At 54.0% G+C, this 21,690-nt stretch carries 20 protein-coding genes; 9 read left to right on the top strand and 11 right to left on the bottom strand.

What is annotated here, in order from left to right; translation table 11 throughout:
• Positions 1-30 precede the first annotated feature (30 nt).
• Entirely contained in the window at positions 31-609 is a 579-nt protein-coding gene (hpf, locus tag AC0L6A_RS01545) for a ribosome hibernation-promoting factor, HPF/YfiA family (RefSeq protein ID WP_473291746.1), read from the top strand.
• A 35-nt stretch (positions 610-644) separates the two neighbouring features.
• Complete coding sequence (locus AC0L6A_RS01540) at positions 645-1,109, top strand: PTS sugar transporter subunit IIA (protein WP_473291744.1); 465 nt, start codon at positions 645-647, stop codon at positions 1,107-1,109.
• A gap of 10 nt (positions 1,110-1,119) precedes the next feature.
• On the opposite strand, the gene AC0L6A_RS01535 is transcribed toward AC0L6A_RS01540, so the two are convergent.
• The 9 genes from AC0L6A_RS01535 to cysQ form a co-directional block, all read right to left on the bottom strand.
• On the bottom strand, positions 1,120-1,905 hold the full coding sequence (locus AC0L6A_RS01535) for a hypothetical protein (RefSeq protein WP_473291743.1): 786 nt from the start codon (positions 1,903-1,905) through the stop codon (positions 1,120-1,122).
• Positions 1,906-1,993: 88 nt separating this feature from the next.
• Positions 1,994-2,539, bottom strand: a complete 546-nt coding sequence (locus tag AC0L6A_RS01530) for a hypothetical protein (protein WP_473291742.1) — start codon at positions 2,537-2,539, stop codon at positions 1,994-1,996.
• 1 nt (position 2,540) lies between these two features.
• The gene (locus AC0L6A_RS01525; protein ID WP_473291740.1) at positions 2,541-4,241 is read right to left on the bottom strand and encodes a DUF5927 domain-containing protein; all 1,701 of its coding nucleotides are present in this window, start codon (positions 4,239-4,241) and stop codon (positions 2,541-2,543) included.
• Positions 4,238-5,248: a glycosyltransferase family 2 protein gene (locus AC0L6A_RS01520; RefSeq protein ID WP_473291739.1), complete on the bottom strand. Its 1,011-nt coding sequence runs from the start codon at positions 5,246-5,248 to the stop codon at positions 4,238-4,240. The genes AC0L6A_RS01525 and AC0L6A_RS01520 overlap by 4 nt, the downstream gene beginning before the upstream one ends.
• Before the next feature lie 158 nt (positions 5,249-5,406).
• Positions 5,407-5,829 (bottom strand): hypothetical protein, encoded by a 423-nt coding sequence (locus tag AC0L6A_RS01515; protein ID WP_473291738.1) that lies wholly within the window; start codon positions 5,827-5,829, stop codon positions 5,407-5,409.
• A 34-nt stretch (positions 5,830-5,863) separates the two neighbouring features.
• Positions 5,864-6,406, bottom strand: coding sequence for a glycosyltransferase family 2 protein (locus tag AC0L6A_RS01510; RefSeq protein WP_473291736.1), 543 nt, complete (start codon positions 6,404-6,406; stop codon positions 5,864-5,866).
• 44 nt (positions 6,407-6,450) lie between these two features.
• Positions 6,451-7,344, bottom strand: coding sequence for a UTP--glucose-1-phosphate uridylyltransferase GalU (galU, locus tag AC0L6A_RS01505; protein WP_473291735.1), 894 nt, complete (start codon positions 7,342-7,344; stop codon positions 6,451-6,453).
• A 215-nt stretch (positions 7,345-7,559) separates the two neighbouring features.
• The gene (locus AC0L6A_RS01500) at positions 7,560-8,363 is read right to left on the bottom strand and encodes a 3-deoxy-manno-octulosonate cytidylyltransferase (RefSeq protein WP_473291733.1); all 804 of its coding nucleotides are present in this window, start codon (positions 8,361-8,363) and stop codon (positions 7,560-7,562) included.
• A gap of 6 nt (positions 8,364-8,369) precedes the next feature.
• Positions 8,370-9,167: a 3'(2'),5'-bisphosphate nucleotidase CysQ gene (cysQ, locus tag AC0L6A_RS01495; RefSeq protein WP_473291732.1), complete on the bottom strand. Its 798-nt coding sequence runs from the start codon at positions 9,165-9,167 to the stop codon at positions 8,370-8,372.
• Positions 9,168-9,298: 131 nt separating this feature from the next.
• On the opposite strand from cysQ, the gene AC0L6A_RS01490 reads away from it, so the two are divergent.
• The 4 genes from AC0L6A_RS01490 to radC all read left to right on the top strand — a co-directional run bounded on the left by AC0L6A_RS01490 (position 9,299) and on the right by radC (position 14,356).
• Positions 9,299-10,120, top strand: coding sequence for an ABC transporter permease (locus tag AC0L6A_RS01490; RefSeq protein ID WP_473291730.1), 822 nt, complete (start codon positions 9,299-9,301; stop codon positions 10,118-10,120).
• A 235-nt stretch (positions 10,121-10,355) separates the two neighbouring features.
• Entirely contained in the window at positions 10,356-12,272 is a 1,917-nt protein-coding gene (gene dnaK / locus AC0L6A_RS01485; protein WP_473291729.1) for a molecular chaperone DnaK, read from the top strand.
• Between the two features lie 64 nt (positions 12,273-12,336).
• Complete coding sequence (gene dnaJ, locus AC0L6A_RS01480) at positions 12,337-13,476, top strand: molecular chaperone DnaJ (protein WP_473291727.1); 1,140 nt, start codon at positions 12,337-12,339, stop codon at positions 13,474-13,476.
• A gap of 106 nt (positions 13,477-13,582) precedes the next feature.
• Positions 13,583-14,356, top strand: a complete 774-nt coding sequence (gene radC / locus AC0L6A_RS01475) for a RadC family protein (protein ID WP_473291726.1) — start codon at positions 13,583-13,585, stop codon at positions 14,354-14,356.
• A gap of 16 nt (positions 14,357-14,372) precedes the next feature.
• Here the strand turns inward: radC and AC0L6A_RS01470 are convergent, their stop codons facing one another.
• Both AC0L6A_RS01470 and secA read right to left on the bottom strand, forming a co-directional pair.
• Positions 14,373-15,950 (bottom strand): substrate-binding domain-containing protein, encoded by a 1,578-nt coding sequence (locus AC0L6A_RS01470; protein WP_473291725.1) that lies wholly within the window; start codon positions 15,948-15,950, stop codon positions 14,373-14,375.
• Between the two features lie 157 nt (positions 15,951-16,107).
• Positions 16,108-18,777, bottom strand: a complete 2,670-nt coding sequence (secA, locus tag AC0L6A_RS01465; protein ID WP_473291723.1) for a preprotein translocase subunit SecA — start codon at positions 18,775-18,777, stop codon at positions 16,108-16,110.
• A 179-nt stretch (positions 18,778-18,956) separates the two neighbouring features.
• On the opposite strand from secA, the gene AC0L6A_RS01460 reads away from it, so the two are divergent.
• Genes AC0L6A_RS01460 through mutT form a run of 3 tightly spaced genes read left to right on the top strand, consistent with a single transcriptional unit; the run spans position 18,957 to position 21,547 of the window.
• Complete coding sequence (locus AC0L6A_RS01460) at positions 18,957-19,835, top strand: peptidylprolyl isomerase (RefSeq protein WP_473291722.1); 879 nt, start codon at positions 18,957-18,959, stop codon at positions 19,833-19,835.
• 15 nt (positions 19,836-19,850) lie between these two features.
• Positions 19,851-21,152, top strand: a complete 1,302-nt coding sequence (gene argJ / locus AC0L6A_RS01455) for a bifunctional glutamate N-acetyltransferase/amino-acid acetyltransferase ArgJ (protein ID WP_473291720.1) — start codon at positions 19,851-19,853, stop codon at positions 21,150-21,152.
• On the top strand, positions 21,149-21,547 hold the full coding sequence (gene mutT / locus AC0L6A_RS01450) for an 8-oxo-dGTP diphosphatase MutT (protein ID WP_473291719.1): 399 nt from the start codon (positions 21,149-21,151) through the stop codon (positions 21,545-21,547). The genes argJ and mutT overlap by 4 nt, the downstream gene beginning before the upstream one ends.
• Positions 21,548-21,690 lie beyond the last annotated feature (143 nt).

The raw sequence follows: 21,690 nt of genomic DNA, 5'->3' as shown, positions 1-21,690 counted from the left end.
TCAATTCCTACAACGATCAAAGGAGATAGGATGCAGTATCAAATCAGTGGCAAGCAGATCGACATTGGTGAAGCGCTTCAGATTCATGTGAAAGATGAGCTTGGCGGGATTGTTCAAAAGTATGCTGAACGCCCCACCGATGCGCAGGTCATCTTCTCGAAAAACGCACATGAATATGTCTGCGAAACCATTGTTCACCTCTCGACCGGCCTGACCGCTCAGGCCAAGGGTCACGCAACAGAAATCTATGCCGCATTCGACCAATGTGCCGAGAAAATGGAAAAGCAACTGCGCCGTTATAAGCGGAGGTTGAAAGATCATCACCGCGACCGCGTAGATCCGGTTGAAGTTTTCGGCGGTTCCTCTTATATCCTCGCCAAAGAAGAAGGCCAGGAAGAGGCAGCGGACGCAACGCTCCAGCCCATGATCATCGCCGAAATGGAAACGCGCATCCCGTCGCTTTCCGTTGGTGAAGCTGTCATGCAGATGGAGCTAGCCCACGCCCCCGTTTTGGTTTTCAAGAATGAGAAAACTCAGGGCATGAATGTCGTATACCGCCGCGAGGATGGTAATGTCGGCTGGATTGATCCCGCAAACAACGAAGCGTAGGCCCCCCGCCATGGCGGGCGGGAAATTGGTCAAAAATGGAACTTGCGAACATTTTGGCGCCGTCCGCCGTAAAGGTCATATCGACGGTGTCGTCCAAGAAACGCCTTTTTCAGGACTTGGGCGATATCGCCTTTGATTGTTACGGCATCAAATCTGAAGATGCTTTCTCGGCCCTGTCCGAGCGTGAAAATCTTGGTCCGACAGGTGTCGGCCGTGGTGTTGCCTTACCGCACGCCCGTCTGTCTGGTGTGAACGAAGTCACTGGCTGTTTTGTGCGTGTAGAAAAGCCGCTTGATTTCGACGCCGTTGACCGTCAACCCGTGGACCTGATTTTCGCTTTGTTCGCACCTGAGGGATCAGGCGTGGATCACCTAAAGGCCTTGGCACTTGTTTCCCGGTCGATGCGGGACCCGTCGATCTGTGCGAAGCTGCGCGCCAATTCGGACACACTGACGCTTCATGCGCTTCTGACAGACAGTCTGTCGAACAAAGCCGCCTAATAGGGCGTTCTTAGGATTTGTCCCACGGCTTGAAACCGAACATCATATAGTCGCGCTGATAGATCTTGCGGATCTCGGCCTCGATCTGTGGGGTATACACTTCTGCCAACCCAAAGGGCTGGTCTTGCGCGCCCTGCGTCCAGCTGGGGGGGGCTTTGCTGCTCACCTCGCTCCACAGCGTTGCCAACCCTGTGTCTAGCCCCTGTTCCCGCAACAGATGATCAGGCAGTGCAAAGCCGGCGAAACCGCCAACAACCGCATTTTGTGAAACCCAAGCCGGATCAAGACGAAGACTGGTCTGCCCTTTCAGGTTTCGGTCGACAAAGGCAGTAAACTGCAAAAATGCCTCGCGATGCCGATCGAGGGTCCATTTAGCATCCGGTTCGTTTTCAGGCAGGTCAACGTCATATCGGTCGCGAAGGGCTTCTTTCACATCCCAATAAGTGTCCGGACCATGGGTGACGAAGTAACGGCAGAACACGGCATGCAAACGCGCGACAGGATGACGTAAGACCGTGAAGGTTCGGTGCAGTTTGTTCTGATTTTTCCATGCCCGCAGCGTTTTCTGGTTCAAGTCCTCGGTCAAAGGTCCGGCCGCCTGCATCCAGTTTACAACTTCGTCCGTAGGCCCGCCCTTGATGGGCATGAACAGCATCGTAGGTTTGTCCGAGGCGATGTAGCTGGACACTGCAGCCGGCCTGCTTTGTGCAAAATTTGGGAAGCGGTCCAGATCGAACGGATCGACCTTCGCAACGGTTTGCTTCAAAACCTCGTAGTTCTCGACCTTCTCTGACATCAGTTCGGGGTTTTGTTTCTTAAACTTGCCTGCGAACTCGGTTATTTCGCCCTTGGCACCCAGAAACTTCGCCAGCCCGTTGATGACATCAAGAGTCCTGTGCGTCCTCGTAATCAATATAGAACGCGGTCTGTCCCGTTACCTGTAGCCGATTTTTGATTTTCAGCTGGAAGTCTTTCATCCGGTAAAAAAGCTTCTCGAACTCAGCTGATACGAACATCGCCTTTTTCTTGATCGCATCATCCACATTGTTCAGTTGCCACTGATCGGTCGCCCAAGCGATTTTCCGAGATACGTAGGCCTCGAGCATATTGCGGGTTAAAATAACCTTGGCGCAGCGCGGGTCTTCGATCAGCGCATTGAACACCCGTGGGTCATGGTCATGGAAGAACCGGAAGCCGGGAATCCCTTTCGTGTTTTCCTTCATCTTCTCGACAAGCAGCATGGGATCTTCATCCCGTGCCTTCACGCTGACGCCAAACAGATCCTCTAGATCAGGCGAGACCATAAAATAGGGATTAAAGGTTTCGCCATAGCATTTCAGGCCATCAAACTGATCCAGATTGCTTTCCAGAAAGTTTGATCCGGTGCGCATTTCGGCAAAGATGATGAAACAGTCAAACTTCTTGGTCATATCACTTGGTCACCAGATAAGGCGCAGAGCGCGAGGGGGCGGGCGGTTCAGCCGCATAGTCCAAAGGAAAATCGCCGACAAGATGTGGATGCATGCCTTGATTTTTCAGGTTCTGCAAAAACTGTCCAAATCCGCCCAGATGTACCATTTCGGGCGTTTCTTTAAGCTTTGGACGTTCACGAATGGCAAGCTGATCGACGACGTCCTGAAGGGGCTCGATCGGATTAAGAACAAAGTCCGACAGGCTTTGAATTCTGATCCTTGCACGCGCATGGCTGGACTGCAGAATTCTAAGATGTTCGCTTTCAATCCGCTGAAGCCGTGCAGCCTCGCGGCGGATCTGGGAAAACTTTCCGTTGGACTGGAACAAAGGAACAGCCCAAGCGCCCGTAATGACGTGAATACGTGCATTGGCATCGCAGGTCACATCCCAAGTGATGTCTTGATTGTCCGCTGGGCCATATTGGAAGCATTGCCGTTCTCCGCGCGTGTTCCAAATCAGGTTGGTCAGGAATGCACTGGCATTGTAATCCCGCAACGGGGCCGAGGAAGAGAGCGCGCCAAAATACTCGGTTTCGTCATTTTCGAAATGGGCACGGTCGGGGGCAAACAAATGACCATGCACCCGCACCTTTCCGAAACTGGACAGCCACGGCTCGAATCCCTTGAAAAGCTCGGCGAAGCCTTCAAGAACCACATAAGGTTCAGCTGTCACTGTATTTCCCCACCTTTGGTGCGGAAAACGGCTTTGCATCAACAGACCGGGGCGCCCTTTGGTCCGGCGATCAACCGCTTTGGCAAAAATGCGATCAATTTTGCCCGGATTTGGTTCAGCACTGGCGTTAAGACTGGGCGCGTCAGAAAGGAAACTGTCATAAAGCCGATCCGCCTGATGCCAGATCTTGCGCGCTACAAAGCAGTCCGAACGCCGTAGAAGCTGCAAATGGTCATCGTAGAACAAGTGTGGTTTACCCTGAAAATCAAACTTCGACAGCGTCAAAGACCGGCTTTCAATCTTCCTAGAATGATGGCGGACGAGAGTTTGATAATAGCTTTCATCCGGAATCCAGACGCGGCGAAAGTAAGCGTCATTCACAGGCCGACGAGGATCTTCAAGAATGGCAGACAGGGTGTTGCGCGTCAGACACCACCATTGGCTACCCAAATGCGGCGGAGTGCTTAGGGGAATACGCCGTTGATACCCAAGCTTGCGTTGCAGCTCGACATAGACATCGAATAGTTTACGCCAGCGTCTCCAAGAAAATGGAAATCGCAAGGTGAAGCGCTCAGTGTCTAATCCGCCAACCGCCCATGGAACATCTTCGGTTGTTACGCTTTCAATGAAGTCCGTCGTGGGGCGTTCAACTAAATAGGCCTTCAGTTCAGAAATCGGTCGCAAAGGAAGACAGCTTCCCGACGCCAGCAAAACATGCTGCACATCCGGGAAACGATCCAACATCAATTCGGACGCGGTTTGGCTGGCGGCGACCAAGGACCATGTGCCCCACTCGCATTGGTGACGTTCACAAAACAGGATGTTGTCCCGATCTGATAAGCCATCGACAAATTGGGTGTAGGTGTCATGGTCGACCTTCTTGTCGACATGAATCACAACGGGGCAGCCATGATCGGCCCAATGGCAGGCCAATTGGGTGGCACGGTGCAATGCTTCATGCACGATCATGACCACACCCAGATTCATGCCCAGTTCCCCTTGGACATCAGGCCCAGAACCTCAAGCTGTCGCCAGTTGATGTATTCTTCGCTCCACTTGCACCACAGAACAGGATCGTCCGCACTTCGCGCGCTATAGGCACGGTATTCGTGACTGTTGGCATAGTGCTGCCCACGCTGAAGCTCTTCCTGCGATTTCTCATGAAACGTGTTCAGGAACTTTGTGTGCAGAAGACAGCCTGATGCTTTCTCTCCTCCGGATTCGTCATAGACCAGATTCAAGCCACGCGGCAGAAGCGTGTGGGTCGAGCTGATATAGCTGTAGGACCGATCCCATTTGACCAAAGGGATCTTGTTCAGGGCAGGGGCGCGTTCGGGATTATCGTCAAAGAAAACTCGCGATCGGACACCGCCCTGAATCCACAGATTTTTAAACCGCGAATTCTTCTTGATTGTATAGTTCCCGCTGTCGAACCAGCCGGTGATTTCAAGCGGGTCCTGGCCCGATTGATAAACCTCGTCCCCAATCGGTCCTTCAGGGTACATATCCAGAAGCATGGCACCAAAGCTTCTGATTGCGCTGGCATCCAGCCAATCTGTCAAAGCACGCAGCGGCCGCGTATCACAAAATGGGTAGACCAAAAGCTCGTCAGTATCGACGACAAGGCACCAATGACCGTGGCCATATTTGCGCTGTAACCAGTTCAGCCAGTCCACGCCAAAATGAGCACGCTTGTAACTGGCAGGCGTGGTCCACAGCGACACGTCATCCTGCCCTGCCAGATATTCCCGCGAACCGTCATCCGATCCATTGTCCACAATTACGAAGTGGTTCACGCCCAAATCACGGTAGTACTTAAGGAAAAAGGGCAGCCGAACCAATTCATTGCGAAGGGTCGAGAAGACAATGATGTCTGATGATGTGATCTGTTTGGTGCGATTTTTCACGCATGTCAGCTCACGCCGTTTTCGAAACGCGCGGATTTGGCGACGCTTGCGCTTTAGCCTTAGGCGATATGAAGTCCAAGCGCCCAAATCATGTCCTGTCTATTTGCACCTGTTTCCGCATGAGCGCGGTTTGATCCCATTTCAACCAACAGGAGCCCGCATCTTGTTATTGCTTTATATCCAACATCTTAAAGTTCCGCCATATGTTGCGTAAACTCGCCACATCTGGCTGGTTATTGATGATCTCAGGCCCAATCGCCTGAAGACATAAGACCAAGTTTCACAAGCTGCTGCCAGTCTTCATATCGACATGAGCCTGCATGCCAGAGGTCTGGCGCTTCACCGATTGCATTATAGTAGGCATCAAACTGATCCGGCTGGCCAAAATGCTCGCGCCGGGCTTTCTCTTCTTCAGACCGCGCGATCACGCTGGGTAGGAATTTTGTATGCAACAAAACGCCCGAAAGCTGGTCCTTTTCAGAAACAACAGGGGGACCCGCCCATTCCATATTCAAGCGTGGAGGCAGAATGGTGTGTGTCGAGTTCGCATAGGCAAACCGGCGTGACCACTTAACCAAAGGCAGTTTGTTAAGGGTTGGGCCGCGCGACGGGTTTTTCGGGAAGAACACGCGCTCGCGCGCGCCCCCCTGAAGCCACAAATTCTGCATTGGGGTTTGTCTGACCGCGCGATATGGCTGCGCATCAAACCATGGGAGAGCTTCGAGTGGATTGCTGTCCACGTCCACTGATCCTGTCCCCAAATGTCCTTTCGGATAAAGAATCCAGCATCAAGGCGCCCAGCGCCTGAGCGCCTAAGGTTTCCAAGTGCTGCGTAACAGCCACAAGATCGCGATCTTTATGGTGCGGATAGATCAGGATTTCGTCCACGTCGACCGTCAGGCACCACGCGCTGTGCCCGTGTTGAAATTGAAGCCATGTCAGCCAGTCGACCCCAAATCGCGCGGATTTATAGCTTGCATCCGTGGTCCACAAAGACACATCAGGTTGATCCGACAGGTATTCAACGCTGCCATCAGTGCAGTCATTGGCCACCATCAAAAAATGGCCGACGCCCAGCTGCCTGTAATGCTCCAAAAAGAAAGGCAGGCGCTGCATTTCGTTGCGCAGTACAGTGAAACCCAAGACCTGCCCCGGCTTGATAAGTTCCGTGCGGTCTTTAACTTCTGTCAGTTGTCGTCTGGAGCGGATTGAGCGCAGTAGCAGGCGGCGGCGTTTCAAGCGCATCCGATAGGAGGCCCATAAACCGGACACACCGCCCGTCACTGCTATTACTCGGCTGCTTTGTTCTGAGACATCAGATCATGCAGATAGCCTGTGAACTCTTCACGAAGTTCTTCGCGGGCCATGCCAAACGCTACAGTCGCCTGAAGGAACCCAGCCTTTGAACCACAGTCAAAGCGCTGGCCACGGAACCGGAACCCAAAGACATCGCGCTCCTGCGCGATCTCTTCCGCAATCGCATCGGTCAGCTGGATCTCTCCGCCTGCGCCGGCTTTCATCTTGTTCAGACTGCGCAGCACATCAGGTGTCAGGATGTAGCGGCCAATAACAGCCAAATTGGACGGCGCCTCATCAGGTGCTGGCTTTTCCACCATTCCACGGGTCGAAACCAGATCGCCCATGTCCTCTTTCACGTCGAGAACACCATAAGCGCTGGCTTTTTCTGCCGGGACTTCCATTGCCGCAACCATACAGCCACCGGTGTCTTCGTAGGCTTCCACCATTTGCTGCAAACATGGTTTTTCGGCTGCAATAACATCGTCCGGCAAGATGACCGCAAAAGGTTCGTTTGCAATAAGGCGACGTGCGCACCAAACCGCATGTCCAAGGCCCAGCGCTTTGTGCTGACGCATATAGGCAATGGCACCGGATTCCATGTTCGTGTCTTTCAGAACATCAAGAAGCTGGTCCTTACCCTTTCTACGCAGTTCCTGTTCCAACACAGGAGAGTTATCAAAGTAGTCTTCCAGAGCGCCTTTGCCGCGTGATGTGACAAAGATGAACTCTTTGATACCGGCAGCACGCGCTTCGTCGATAGCGTATTGAATCAAGGGCCGATCAACCAGCGTCATGATCTCTTTCGGAATTGACTTCGTAGCGGGAAGAAATCGTGTGCCAAGCCCGGCCACTGGGAAGATCGCTTTGGTTACCTTACGCTTCATAAAACTAGCCTTTTTTACTTTACGACTTTCCTTGTCCGGTTGCCTAAATGGCATAATCGTAGGATCGGAAAGTGCTTATTTAGTTATTCTGTAATTGATAAAATTGAAAACATCATGGTCTTTTTTTGCCTTTGTAAAGCAAGGCAAGACTTTTCTCGACCCTTTTCCGAAATCCGCAAAGCGCAAATGGCGAGTGCCATCTTGGTTTCTCGCACCTATTCGATGTCAAATTCCTTTAAGATTGCTTCGATCCGCGGCACATCTTCCGGGTTGTTCAGCTCCCAAAACTGGCGGGAACGGGCGTCTACTTCGACGCACTGGATTGGCTTGTCACGCTCTAGGAAGCGAAGTTGTTCGAGACCTTCAAGCTGCTCCAACGGTCCGGTCTGCCACAGCGGATACGCGGCAAGGGCAGAAGGCCGATACGCATACACGCCAACATGGTGGAATACTGGGGTCTGATCTGTGGCAGGCCAATCACAACCCTGCGTGTAGGGGATCACTTCTTTCGAAAAATAAAGCGCTTTCCCTTCCGCCCCGAACACGGCCGTTGTCCCACCGACCCGACCGGCTTTTCGATCTTCCAGGAAACCGTTCAACGCCCGTCCGTCACACCGCAGCACAGGCGTTGCGACCTCGGCGGTCGGGTGGGTGGTTAGAGCCTCTACAAGCTCTTCCACGAACCACGGCGGAGTCAAAGGCGCATCGCCTTGCAGGTTTACTACGATATCATAATTACCGCCCAGCACGGTTAGCGCCTCGGCACAGCGTTCAGTTCCGTTTTCGCAGGTGGACGAGGTCATAACCACCTCGGCCCCAAAGCTTTCAGCCTCGGCCCGAATACGATCATCATCTGTTGCGACCACCACGCGATCCACCCCACGCACAGCCTGTGCAGCGTCCCAGCTGCGCTGAATCAGCGACTTGGATACCCCTGTCGCGCCTCGAAGCGGCACAAGCGCCTTGCCCGGATACCGGGTCGAGGCATAGCGCGCAGGGATCACAATCAGCGTGGCCATAATGGATCAGGCCTGTTTCAGATCAACGCCGGGCGCGTAGGCAATAAAAAACGGGTTTTCGTAGATCGGCTTGCCATAGGTAAGCGGAGTATGATCATCGAAGCGTACAACGTCACCACCGGCGCCTTTCAGAACGGCATGACCCGCCGCGGTATCCCACTCCATCGTGCGTCCTACACGGGGATAGAGATCCGCTTCGCCTGTCGCCACAAGGCAGAACTTTAGCGAACTGCCCGCCGATTTGCTGTCTTTCACGCTATATTTGTTGATGTAGTCTTCGGTCGCTTGGTCGCGGTGCGATTTCGAGGCAACGACGAAAAGCGCATCATTGTCTGGGGCGGATACCTTGATGGGGTTCAGCGTGCCCACGGTGTTCTTATCGAATGGTCCCTGTTCTTCCACGCTTTCACCACCAGCGTTGGTAAAGAACATCCGACCCTTGGCGGGTGCATAAACGACGCCGCGCACCGGGGTGCCATCAACCACGTAAGCAATGTTGACGGTGAAATCGCCACGACGGTGGATGAATTCCTTGGTGCCATCCAGCGGGTCAACGATAATAAATTCGCTGGCCTGTTCACTATGGCTGTCAGCTTGTTCTTCGGTCACCAACAGCACGTCTGGGAAAGCCGCTCGCAACCCTGCCGAGATCAGAACATCCGCCGCTTCGTCGGCTGCGGTTACAGGGCTGTCATCGGATTTGGCGCGTACGTCGAAATCGTCCGAGTTATAGATCTCCATGATCACGTCACCAGCTTCCAGTGCCAGCTTGCGCATAACGGTTTCCAGGCGATCAAAATCCAAAATAAAGCTCCTTAAATAAGGCCTAATCTAGCCCTGTTGATAACATTTTGCCGCCCCCTTATGATCAACCAGTAAAGGATCATCAAGAATTCCCTGTTAAAAAACACAGCATCACCGTTCAAGGTAGCGCCATGTTCGAGGCAAAGAAGAAACAATCACGGCTGTCAGCAGCACTTTCAATGTTCGAGGTCATCTTCCACATGACCGCGCACAGCGTTCGTAGCACGCATACGAATGCCCTTGCTGCATTGGCGTTGAATATATTTCAGGTGATCATGATGGTCGCGGTTTTCTACGTCATGCTGACGGTTATCGGTTTGCGTGGTGCTGCCTTACGTGGTGATTTCCTGCTGTATATTATGTCTGGGATTTTCATCTTCATCACAAATATTAAGGCGATGGGCGCGGTGATTGCATCGTCTGGGCCCTCGCACCCGATGATGCAGCACACACCGATGAACACCTTTGTCGCCATTGTGTCTGCCGCATTGGGATCTTTGTATGTTCAGATCCTCAGCATCTTGGTCGTGTTGACCGTTTATCATATCGGCTTCACCCCTGTCGAAATACAACAGCCCGCTGAAGCTTCGATGATGATCGTATTGGCCTGGTTCAATGGGGCGTCAATTGGACTGATCTTTCTGGCGTTAAAGCCTTGGCTTCCGCAATTCACCAGTATTTCACAGACGGTCTACACGCGGGCAAACATGTTTGCGTCGGGAAAAATGTTCGTCGCCAATTCGGCGCCATTCTATTTGGTCGCGATATTCAGTTGGAACCCGCTGTTTCACATCGTCGATCAGGTACGCGGTTTCACCTTCATCAACTATTACCCGCATTACACAAACTGGGTGTATCCGCTGGTGTTTTCCTGCGTTGCCATGTTGTTGGGTTTGATGGGCGAGAATTACTCGCGCAAACATGTGTCTGCCAGTTGGGCCGCCCGTCAGTAGGCAAATTACCGGTCCAAAAACCCCGTCATTCGCCCATTATTGGCTAAAACCTCAAATTGACTCGTGTTTTTTAGCGCAATCGGTGCCTTCGACCGCTTGCAGGCCCCTATTTGCCTACTTATATACGCCGAGACGCCGGAGAAGGTTTACTCCTAAACCGGTAAAATTTTGGGATCAGGGGCCGATGCTTTGCAAGGTCGGTTCCTTCAACATCGCCTAAGAGAGGATTTTGAGCATGGCCAAAGTCATCGGTATCGACCTCGGCACCACAAACTCATGTGTTGCCATCATGGACGGCTCGCAACCGCGAGTCATCGAAAACGCAGAAGGTGCACGTACAACGCCTTCGATCGTCGCCTTCAAAGATGAAGAGCGACTGGTAGGCCAGCCGGCCAAACGTCAGGCTGTCACCAACCCCGACAACACGGTTTTCGCCGTGAAGCGCCTGATCGGGCGCAACATGAACGACCCGGCTGTCGAAAAAGACAAGAAGCTGGTGCCCTATGCCATCGTAGACGGCGGCAACGGCGACGCTTGGGTTGAAGCTGCTGGCGAAAAATATTCGCCCTCGCAGATTTCAGCCTTCATTCTGGGGAAGATGAAAGAAACGGCAGAAAGCTATCTGGGTGAAGAAGTCACTCAGGCCGTGATCACCGTGCCTGCATACTTCAACGACGCACAGCGCCAGGCGACCAAAGACGCCGGCAAGATCGCTGGCCTTGAAGTCCTGCGCATCATCAACGAGCCGACCGCAGCCGCTTTGGCCTATGGTCTGGACAAAAAAGAAACTCAAACCATCGCGGTCTATGACCTTGGTGGCGGTACCTTCGACGTGACCATCCTGGAAATCGACGATGGCCTGTTTGAAGTTAAATCGACCAACGGCGACACGTTCCTTGGTGGTGAAGACTTCGACATGCGCATCGTTCAGTATCTGGTCGACACGTTCAAAAAAGAAAACCAGGTTGATCTGTCGAAAGACAAGATGGCTCTGCAGCGTCTGAAAGAAGCCGCTGAGAAAGCCAAGATCGAACTGTCGTCGGCCTCGCAGACCGAAATCAACCAGCCCTTCATTTCGATGGGTGCTGATGGTGCTCCGCTGCACATGGTTATGAAGCTGACCCGCGCTAAGCTGGAAAGCCTTGTATCGGACCTGATCAAGCGTTCGATCAAGCCATGCCAAGCTGCCTTGAAAGACGCTGGTCTGTCGACTGGCGACATTGACGAGGTTGTTCTGGTCGGTGGTATGACCCGCATGCCGAAGGTGATCGAAGAGGTCACTAAGTTCTTTGGTAAGGAACCGCATAAAGGTGTGAACCCGGACGAAGTGGTTGCCATGGGTGCTGCCATTCAAGCTGGTGTTCTGCAGGGCGACGTCAAAGACGTTGTTCTTCTGGACGTGACCCCGCTGTCGCTGGGCATCGAAACGCTGGGTGGTGTTTTCACCCGCCTGATCGACCGCAACACGACGATCCCGACGAAGAAGTCGCAGATCTTCTCGACCGCGGAAGACAACCAGAACGCAGTGACCCTGCGCGTGTTCCAAGGTGAGCGCGAGATGGCTGCCGACAACAAAGTGTTGGGCCAGTTCAATCTGGAAGACATCCCACCCGCACCGCGCGGCCTGCCTCAGATCGAGGTGACCTTCGACATCGACGCCAACGGCATCGTTGAAGTGGGCGCCAAGGACAAAGGCACTGGCAAAGAGCATAAAATCACCATCCAAGCTTCGGGCGGTCTGTCAGATGACGACATCGATGCAATGGTGAAAGACGCTGAAGCCAACGCCGAAGCCGATAAAGATCGCAAAGAGCTTGTCGAAGCGCGCAACCAGGCCGAAAGCCTGATCCACTCGACCGAAAAGTCGATGGAAGAGCATAACGACAAGGTCGACCCGACCACGATCGAAGCCATCGAGCTGGCAATTGCCGCGCTTAAGGATGATCTGGCCAAGGAAGACGCGTCGGCTGACAAGATCAAAGGCGGCGTTCAGAACGTGACCGAAGCGGCCATGAAACTGGGCGAAGCGATCTATAAGTCGCAGCAAGAAGAAGCTGCGGGGGAGGCCTCGGAAGAGGCTGATGGCCCCTCGGCTGTTGACGATGACATCGTTGACGCTGACTTCGAAGACCTCGACGACAACAAGCGTTAAGTCGATCAGGTGAAAGGCGGGGCTGCTTGGCGGCCCTGCCCCCCTCCCAAAGGGAGAAGACCCCATGGCAAAACGTGACTACTACGAGGTTCTTGGCGCCGACAAAGGTGCTTCGGCGGACGAGCTGAAGAAAGCCTATCGCACAAAGGCCAAAGAACTTCATCCAGATCGAAATTCGGATAATCCAGACGCCGAGGCGCAGTTCAAAGAAGTGAACGAAGCCTATGAAGTTCTGAAGGATGCCGAAAAGAAAGCGGCTTATGACCGCTTTGGCCACGCAGCCTTTGAAGGCGGAATGGGCGGACGTCCCGGCGGCGGCCATCCAGGCCAAGGCGATTTCGCCAGCGCGTTCTCGGACGTGTTTGACGATCTGTTTGGCGACTTTATGGGCGGCCGAGGCGGAGCGCGTTCACGCGCCCAGCGCGGATCGGATCTGCGCTATAACCTGCGTGTGACCTTGGAAGAGGCATATGCGGGCCTGCAAAAGACAATCAACGTACCAACATCTGTTGCGTGCGACGAATGCGAAGGCACTGGGTCAGAATCAGGGGCAGAGCCCTCGGTGTGCCCAACCTGCCAGGGCATGGGAAAAGTCCGCGCACAGCAAGGTTTCTTTACTGTTGAACGCGCCTGTCCCACTTGTCAGGGTACAGGCCAGATGATCCAGAACCCTTGCAAATCCTGTCACGGTGCTGGTCGCACGGAAAAGGAACGTTCGCTGTCTGTAAACATCCCTGCTGGTGTTGAAACCGGCACCCGCATTCGTCTGGCTGGCGAAGGCGAGGCTGGTATGCGTGGCGGTCCTTCGGGCGATCTTTACATCTTTATTGAAGTGTCAGATCACGCCATCTTCGATCGCGAAGGGACACATCTGCATTGCCGCGTCCCCGTGTCGATGAGCGCCGCAGCACTTGGTGGTGACATCGAAGTTCCGACCATCGACGGTGGGCGGTCGCGCGTGAAGATTCCAGCGGGCAGCCAATCGGGCCGTCAAATGCGCCTGCGGGCTAAAGGCATGCCTGGCCTGCGCGGTGGACCAAACGGCGACATGTATATCGAGTTGGCGGTGGAAACACCGGTCAATCTGACCTCGCAGCAAAAAGAACTGCTGCGCGAGTTCGAAAAGCTGTCGGAAGAAAACAACCCAGAAAGCTCAAACTTCTTTTCGAAGGTCAGAAGCTTCTGGGATAGCATGAAAAGCTAAATGCCTTAGCAGAAATGGGATGCCCCGGTGTTGTAGAAACGCCGGGGCATTTTCTTACTGGCGAGCGTTAACCCTTCGTTCACCACTTTTGGGGCAAGCTAACCCCATGACCAAGAGCAGTAATTTTCAATTTGGCGAGATGCCTCAAGCCCTGTTCGACATGGACGAGGCGCCCGTACTTCCGATCGACATGAACTCTGGCAAAATGCCATCCTACATCAAGGATCACCGGCAAAGGCTGCGCGCGCGTTTCAGCGAAGGCGGGGCGCAGGCCATGCCGGACTATGAATTGCTTGAGCTTCTGCTGTTCCGGTCAATTCCGCGCCGTGATGTGAAACCCATCGCGCGCGAACTTCTGGACATCTTCGGGGATTTCAACCGCGTGGTTACAGCGCCAGTTGACCGCCTGAAATCTGTGTCTGGCATCGGCGAATCCGTCATCACCGACCTTAAGATTATCGAAGCCGCCGCCCACCGGATGGCGCGTTCGAAAGTGATCCAGCGGCACGTGATTTCCAGCTGGGATGCGGTGCTGGACTATTGCCACACCACCATGGCGCATCGTGACACCGAACAGTTCAGGGTTCTGTTCTTAGATCGCAAAAACGTGCTGGTCGCGGATGAAGAACAAGCCAAGGGTACGGTTGATCATGTTCCGGTCTATCCGCGCGAAGTAGTGAAACGTGCATTGGAGTTGAACGCTTCTGCAATCATCCTTGTTCACAACCATCCATCGGGCGATCCAACGCCATCGGATAGCGATATTCAGATGACAGCACAGGTGAATGATGCGGCCAAAGCGCTGGGTATCGCGCTTCATGACCATCTAATCATCGGCAAATCGACCGAGCTTAGCTTTCGTTCGGAAGGGTATTTGTAAGCGTGCATTGCTGGGCTTAATCCACCCAGATCTCAACCCGTCGATTGACGCTGCGGCCCCATGCGCTGTCATCACAGGCCATGGGCATCGCCTCTCCAAACGCGTCAATTTGCATATTTACGCGGGCGGAATCAAAGGCTTCAAGCTGCGCTAGAACCAAATCGCGTACTGCTCTGGCACGTCGTTCGGACAATGACCTGTTTTGCGCAGCAGCGCCCTGTCCGTCCGAAAACCCAACGAATGACAGGCGCTTACCGTCAAACCGTCCGCTTTCCAATGCTTCAGCCAACAGCGCAACGTTTGATCGTGACGGCGCATCCAGAAGCGTTGATCCACCTTGGAACCGGAAGCTGATCGAAAGACGCTCCGATCCTGACAAAGTGCCAATCATGCGTTGAAGCTCTGACAGAGCAACTTCTTCCCCAGCAGATTTTATGGCATTTGCCATTCGATCACCTTGTGCGCGGACGGGTTGCCGGGTGAGTGCTTGATCCACAAAACCCGCACGACGGGTCACAAACTGTGCACTGTCCGTGCGGAGGTACGACAAGAATTCGCGCCCAATTTGCGGCAATCGACGTTCGGGCAAATACAGGTACATGGGCATGGTCAAAGGATAGTCTTCTGACTTGATCGACGCCCGCGAGGCATGGACTGAAAATCCACAACTGCCCGAAAGCTCGACCACTTCGCCACTGCCGCGCTGCGTATAGGTGGTTATCGCAATGCCATAAGGATCGCGCGCCACTGCGTCGGCCAAGGTACGAATTGTTGGATGTGTCACAACGTTCTCAGACAGGGACACGCCTTGCGCGGCGATCACATCCGTCATGAAAACCGGGCCAAAGCCTTCCTCGACATCCATCATGTAAGGGGTGATGGGGGCGTCCTCGCCTCCAAGTTCGCTCCAATTTCGGATCCGGCCTGCATAGATCGCAGCCAGTTGGGAAATTGACATCTTGGTCACCGGATTGCCCGGCGAAACGATCGGTACAAGTGCGTCCAGTGCAGCAACGCGACTTTGACGCGCGATGCGCAAATCACCGAAACCGGCATCTCGTGCAAGGCTACGTTCGCGGGTCGTGGCCTGTCGCATCGACAAAACCATATCAGCCTGTTGACTGAGCAGGTCAGCAAACCCTTCTGAACTGGTGTTCAGCTTGATTGTGAAGCGCGCGACGTCTTGTCCGGTGCCTCCTTCAAGCAGGGTGTAAACTGTTCCAACGCCCTGAACTTCTTCACGCTTTAGGGCATACCCGTTTCGCAGCGCAAAGCCTTCAACCAGCGCGGGGAACAAAACAGCACCCATGTTATGCGCGCCAGAAATCGTCAGCTCTGCAACAAAAGGCCCAAGGCTGGGACAGCCCGGCCCTTCGCAGCTGACGCCCGAGCTGTCGACCGTCAGAATGCCAAATTCGGTATCAACGCGATAAAACTCGCCATCAAATGTCAGAAGCTGGCCGGTTAGTTCGATCGAACCGTCGCGCGAGGTCAGCGTAACGTCCTGCGCATGAGCGGCCGAACCCCCGATCAGGGCAACCAAAAAGGCAGCACGCAAAAGTCGCGCAAGGATATCGGGGAAAATTTTAGTCACAAGGGGACCATATGTATTTCCGCGCGCAGTGCCAGAACTTCCCGTCCCATTCCAACATTTATGAAGCTCAGCGTGGCTAATCTGACAACGTCAGATGCCAGCTGAGGTGTGGTTTCATTGTGGAATCAGACAGTTGTCACGCCGCGATGTGACGTTGTTACAGTCGACCGTGACAGTGTTTGAACTTTTTACCCGACCCGCATGGGCAAAGGTCATTGCGCGACGGATTGCCCCAAGTACTTGGGTCGTTCTCATCAAAGCCTTCGATCGCATTGTCAGTCGGTTCTGCAGCCTGAGCCAGCGCTTGTTGCTGCTGGATCATTTGCTGCATCATAGCCTGCTGTTCATCTTCTGACATTGGGCGAATCTGAGACAGTTTCTGTGTCACATCTGACCGCAGACCATCCAAAAGACCCTCGAACAGCTGGAAGGCTTCGGTCTTGTATTCATTCAACGGATCGCGCTGGGCGTAACCACGGAATCCGACAACCGAACGCAAGTGGTCCAATGTCAGCAAGTGTTCACGCCATTTGCCGTCGATGGTTTGCAAGAGCAGCTGCTTCTCAATCGAACGCATGGTTTCGGGCCCGAAATCAGCCGCTTTCTTGGCCATAAACACATCCGAAGCGTCATACAGTCTTTCGCGAATCGAATCGTCATCCACACCTTCTTCGGCGGCCCAGTCCACAACCGGCTCTTCAAACCCAAGGTGTTCGATCACAGCGGCCTGAAGCCCATGAGTGTCCCACTGATCCGCATAGGATTTCGGAGGCATGTATTGGTCAACCAGGTCATCAATCACCTGATGACGCATATCGCCAGCTATCTCGGACAGGTCTTCAGCTTCCATGATTTCAAAACGCTGACCAAAGATCGCCTTACGCTGATCATTCATCACGTCATCGAATTTCAAAAGCTGCTTACGCATGTCGAAGTTGCGACCTTCGACCTTAGCTTGCGCACGTTCCAGCGACTTGTTGACCCACGGGTGAACAATGGCTTCGCCTTCTTCCATGCCAAGGCTCGACAGAACCTTTTCAAGCCGCTCAGATCCAAAGATACGCATCAGATCGTCATCCAGCGACAGGAAGAAGGCCGACCGGCCCGGGTCACCCTGACGGCCGGAACGACCGCGCAGCTGGTTGTCGATCCGACGGCTTTCGTGACGTTCTGTTGCCAGAACGAACAATCCACCTGCATCCTTCACGGCTTGCTCTTCTGCTTCGTGCTCAGCTTCAATACGTGTGCGGATTTCATCCGGATTGCCATCTGGATTGGCCGCGATGGCCTCCATCACCTTAAATTCTACATTGCCGCCCAGCTTAATATCCGTACCACGACCCGCCATATTTGTGGCGATGGTCACCGAACCCAATTTACCGGCATCGGCCACAATCTGCGCCTCACGCTCGTGCTGTCGTGCGTTCAAGACGTCATGCTTGATCTTGGCGTCGGTCAGAAGCTGCGACAGCTGTTCTGATTTCTCGATTGAAGTCGTACCGACAAGAATTGGCTGACCTTTTTCATTTGCTTCGCGGATTTCATTCGTGATGGCGTCGAACTTTTCACGCTCCGTCCGATACACGGCGTCATGTTCATCGATCCGTACAATCGGGCGGTTGGTTGGCACTTCAACAACGCCAAGGCCGTAAATTTCGGCAAATTCATCGGCTTCGGTCAGCGCGGTACCGGTCATGCCGCCAAGCGTGTCGTAGAGGCGGAAGTAGTTCTGGAACGTGACCGATGCTGCAGTGACATTTTCCGGCTGCGTTTTGCAGCCTTCCTTGGCTTCCATCGCTTGGTGCAGACCTTCCGACATACGGCGCCCTGCCATCATGCGGCCTGTAAATTCGTCAACTAGAATCACTTCACCATCACGGACGATATAGTCCTTATCGCGCGTGAACAGCTTATGCGCACGCAGGCCTTGGTTCAGATGGTGCACAAGCGTTGTGCTTTCTGGATCGTAAAGCGATTGACCTTCCGGCAGCAAACCACGAGCTGAAAGAAGCTCCTCCAAGAATTCGTTGCCTTCTTCGGTGAAGGTCACGCCGCGGGCCTTTTCGTCGATCGTATAATGCTCATCTGTCAGCTCTGGGATCAGGGCGTCGATGGTCACGTATAGCTCGGACCGATCTTCGGACGGGCCCGAGATGATAAGCGGCGTCCGTGCTTCGTCGATCAGGATCGAATCGACCTCATCCACAATCGCGAAATTGAGACCACGCTGGGACATGTCCTTCAGCTCGGATTTCATGTTGTCGCGCAGATAGTCAAAGCCAAGTTCGTTGTTCGTGGCATAGGTGACGTCGCAGGCATAGGCCTCGCGCTTTTCGTCGTCAGCCTGATGGGGGTACACAACACCTGTGGTCATACCCAACGCGGTAAAGACGTTGCTCATCCATTCAGCGTCACGTTTGGCAAGATAGTCGTTCACCGTCACGATGTGCACGCCTTTGTCGGTCAGTGCATTCAGATAGGCCGGGAACGTCGCCACCAAGGTTTTACCTTCGCCGGTCTTCATTTCAGCGATATTTCCCTGATGCAGGAAAATCCCACCCATCAACTGGGTGTCAAAGGCACGCAGCCCCAACGCCCGTTTGGCGGCCTCGCGACAGTTGGCGAAAGCTTCTGGCAGAATGACGTCCAGCTTTTCGCCATCCGCCACGCGTTGTTTCAATTCTTTGGTCTTGGCTACGATGCCGTCATCCGACAGGGCGGCAAATTCGTCCTCAAGCGCGTTGATCTTTTCGACAATGGGTCGTGTGGCCTTGATCAAACGATCATTGGGTGTGCCAAAGACTTTGCGCGCGATTTTTCCAAGCATGTTTTTTGTGCCTCAATGCGGTTTAACGCTGGTGTGACCAGAGGAAACTTGTCCGTCTTGATCCAGCCGCCTATCTAAGAGCCCAAGAACCCACGCTCTCAAGCCCTTAGCGATGTAAGCGTCGGGTGGAAAACTGTCAATGTCGCCGGGTGTTCCGGCCTGTTTTAAAGGATATTTTCATGCTTAATCGCCACGCGGCCGCTTTTGGTATCGCCCTTTCGCTGACATTCGGTGCGCCGGGCTTCGCGCAGGAAACCGCATCCGAAGACGCCATGCCCAAGGTCGAGGTTCAGGCCGATACCGTTCTTGCCACGGTAAATGGCGAAAAAATCACCCTTTCGCACGTGATTGCGGCCCGCCAGGGTCTGGCGCAACAGTTTCAATCCTTGCCTGATGACGTTTTGTTTCCCGGCTTAATCGATCAGTTGATCCAGCAGACAGTGCTGGGACAAGCCGTGGAAGAGCTCAGCCGTCGTGGTGAAGTTATCCTGGAAAATCAACGACGTGAGATTGCTGCTGCCGAGCACGTTGATGTTATTCTAGCGGACGCTGTCACCGATGATGCCCTGAAGGCCGCCTATGACGCCAAATATGCAGATGCCGAACCGACCCAGGAATTCAGCGCAGCGCATATTCTTGTTGAGACCGAGGATGAAGCCAAGGATTTGGTCACAAAGCTTGAAGGTGGTGCGGATTTTGCAGAGCTGGCAAAAGAGTTCTCGACCGGCCCGTCAGGTCCGAATGGCGGCGATCTGGGATGGTTTGGCCCCGGCATGATGGTGAAGCCGTTTGAAGATGCCGCAATGGCTTTGGACAAGGGTGCGATCTCGGCCCCGGTTCAGACGCAGTTTGGTTGGCATGTCGTTAAACTGAACGACACCCGCATGATGGGCGCGCCTGAATTGGAAGAAGTCCGCGCAGAACTGGCCGCGCAGATTGAAAATGACGCGATCGAAGCTGCCATGCAAACCCTGCTGGATGGTGCGACAATCAAGCGTACGGAACTGGAAGGGATCGACCCCGCCGTTCTGCGTGATATGACACTTCTGGACAACTGATCGCAGAGGGCTGACATGGGTAAGACAGCGAAAATTAAGAAGCTGAAAAAGAAGGTCGCGAAGCTGAAGGCCAAGTTGGTCACGGCCAGCGACCACACGCACAAGGTTTCGCCGCTTGCCCCTGCAAGCTTTCCTGACCTGCCTGTGATTGCCGGAGCGCGGTTTTCCGCGGTTAAGGCAGGTGTAAAGTACAAAGATCGGCTGGATGTCATGCTGGCCGATCTTCAACCAGGAACAACGATGGCCGGTGTTTTTACCACATCCGCCACTCGTTCTGCCCCGGTTCTGGATTGTCAGGCCAAGGTGGGCAAGGCGTCTGATAAAGGCGCGGCCATTCTTGTGAACGCGGGCAACTCCAATGCGTTTACTGGCGCGGCAGGGGATGGCTCGGTCGAGGCGATAACGTCTGCGGTGTCGAAGGCGCTGCATGTTCCCCAAGACCGCGTCTTCACTGCGTCGACTGGTGTTATCGGGGAACCGCTTCCTCACAACCGGATCACCGACAAGATCGACGAGCTTAAGGGCTTGCTGGTGCCTGACGCGATGGAGGATGCCGCCCAAGCGATCCGTACCACCGATACATTCGCCAAGGGCGCTAAGGCCGAGGTGCAGATCGGGGATCGCATCGTTCATATCGCCGGCATTGCCAAGGGATCGGGCATGATTGCACCGGACATGGCGACGATGCTGGTTTTCATTTTCACAGATGCGCTGATTGATCAGGGCGACCTGCAAGCCATGCTGTCAGATTTGAACGAAGACAGCTTCAATGCCATCACAGTGGACAGCGATACCTCGACGTCAGATACGCTGCTTCTGGCCGCAACCGGAGCTTCTGGGGTCAGGGTAGATCAAGGCAATGCCGCGTTCTGCGCCGCGTTAAACAACGTCATGCTGGATTTGGCCCATCAGGTTGTGCGTGACGGTGAAGGTGCCACGAAATTCGTCGAAGTTCGTGTGACAGGCGCAAAATCAGATGCTGATGCGAAGGTTCACGCACTTTCGATTGCCAACTCTCCTTTGGTGAAAACTGCTGTGGCAGGCGAAGATCCCAACTGGGGCCGTGTGGTCATGGCGATCGGCAAATCTGGGGCATTTGCGGACCGCGATCTGCTGACCATCCGCTTCGGGGACATCTTGGTTGCTGAAAAAGGTTGGGTTTCGCCGGACTACCACGAAGACGCAGGCGCGGCTTACATGAAGCAAGACGATCTGCTGATTGACGTGGATTTGGGGGTAGGCAACGGAAATGCCACCGTTTGGACCTGCGATCTGACCCACGCCTACATTCAAATCAACGCGGATTACCGGTCGTGAAAACAGTCCTGGTTTCCGCAGTTGCCCTGATCGACCCGGACGGGCGTATCCTTCTGGCCCAACGCCCAGAAGGTAAATCCATGGCCGGCTTGTGGGAGTTTCCGGGTGGAAAGATCGAACCCGGCGAAACGCCAGAAGCTGCCTTGGTACGCGAGCTGCACGAAGAATTAGGCATCGACACCTGGTCGTCGTGCTTGGCGCCTCTATCGTTTGCCAGTCATAGTTATGATGACTTCCATCTGCTTATGCCGCTGTTTGCGTGTCGAAAGTGGAATGGAACGCCCATGCCGCGTGAAGGTCAGGTGCTAAAGTGGGCGCGCGTTGATCAACTTCGCGACTTTCCGATGCCCCCGGCGGACATTCCTTTGATCCCAATTCTGCGCGATCTACTTTGACGCGCAGGATGTTTACACGGGGTTTACCTATGGTGTGATATACTGAACCTGTTCAGATTCCTTTTGGGGGGTATCACATGCTCAAAACCATTATGATCGGCAACTATAGTATGGTGCAGGGCCAGTACGTAAAGACGCTCTCG

The sequence above is a fragment of the Aliiroseovarius sp. D2-2 genome (assembly GCF_055809455.1).
This window is presented reverse-complemented; position numbering and strand designations above follow the sequence as displayed.

What these genes read in the sequence shown, in the direction of transcription:
- hpf (WP_473291746.1), top strand. Translation starts at nt 31, where the DNA reads ATGCAGTATCAAATCAGTGGCAAGCAGATCGACATTGGTGAAGCGCTT.
- AC0L6A_RS01540 (WP_473291744.1), top strand. Translation starts at nt 645, where the DNA reads ATGGAACTTGCGAACATTTTGGCGCCGTCCGCCGTAAAGGTCATATCG.
- AC0L6A_RS01535 (WP_473291743.1), bottom strand. Translation starts at nt 1,905, where the DNA reads ATGTCAGAGAAGGTCGAGAACTACGAGGTTTTGAAGCAAACCGTTGCG.
- AC0L6A_RS01530 (WP_473291742.1), bottom strand. Translation starts at nt 2,539, where the DNA reads ATGACCAAGAAGTTTGACTGTTTCATCATCTTTGCCGAAATGCGCACC.
- AC0L6A_RS01525 (WP_473291740.1), bottom strand. Translation starts at nt 4,241, where the DNA reads ATGAATCTGGGTGTGGTCATGATCGTGCATGAAGCATTGCACCGTGCC.
- AC0L6A_RS01515 (WP_473291738.1), bottom strand. Translation starts at nt 5,829, where the DNA reads ATGCAGAATTTGTGGCTTCAGGGGGGCGCGCGCGAGCGCGTGTTCTTC.
- AC0L6A_RS01510 (WP_473291736.1), bottom strand. Translation starts at nt 6,406, where the DNA reads ATGCGCTTGAAACGCCGCCGCCTGCTACTGCGCTCAATCCGCTCCAGA.
- galU (WP_473291735.1), bottom strand. Translation starts at nt 7,344, where the DNA reads ATGAAGCGTAAGGTAACCAAAGCGATCTTCCCAGTGGCCGGGCTTGGC.
- AC0L6A_RS01500 (WP_473291733.1), bottom strand. Translation starts at nt 8,363, where the DNA reads ATGGCCACGCTGATTGTGATCCCTGCGCGCTATGCCTCGACCCGGTAT.
- AC0L6A_RS01490 (WP_473291730.1), top strand. Translation starts at nt 9,299, where the DNA reads ATGTTCGAGGCAAAGAAGAAACAATCACGGCTGTCAGCAGCACTTTCA.
- dnaK (WP_473291729.1), top strand. Translation starts at nt 10,356, where the DNA reads ATGGCCAAAGTCATCGGTATCGACCTCGGCACCACAAACTCATGTGTT.
- dnaJ (WP_473291727.1), top strand. Translation starts at nt 12,337, where the DNA reads ATGGCAAAACGTGACTACTACGAGGTTCTTGGCGCCGACAAAGGTGCT.
- radC (WP_473291726.1), top strand. Translation starts at nt 13,583, where the DNA reads ATGACCAAGAGCAGTAATTTTCAATTTGGCGAGATGCCTCAAGCCCTG.
- secA (WP_473291723.1), bottom strand. Translation starts at nt 18,777, where the DNA reads ATGCTTGGAAAAATCGCGCGCAAAGTCTTTGGCACACCCAATGATCGT.
- AC0L6A_RS01460 (WP_473291722.1), top strand. Translation starts at nt 18,957, where the DNA reads ATGCTTAATCGCCACGCGGCCGCTTTTGGTATCGCCCTTTCGCTGACA.
- argJ (WP_473291720.1), top strand. Translation starts at nt 19,851, where the DNA reads ATGGGTAAGACAGCGAAAATTAAGAAGCTGAAAAAGAAGGTCGCGAAG.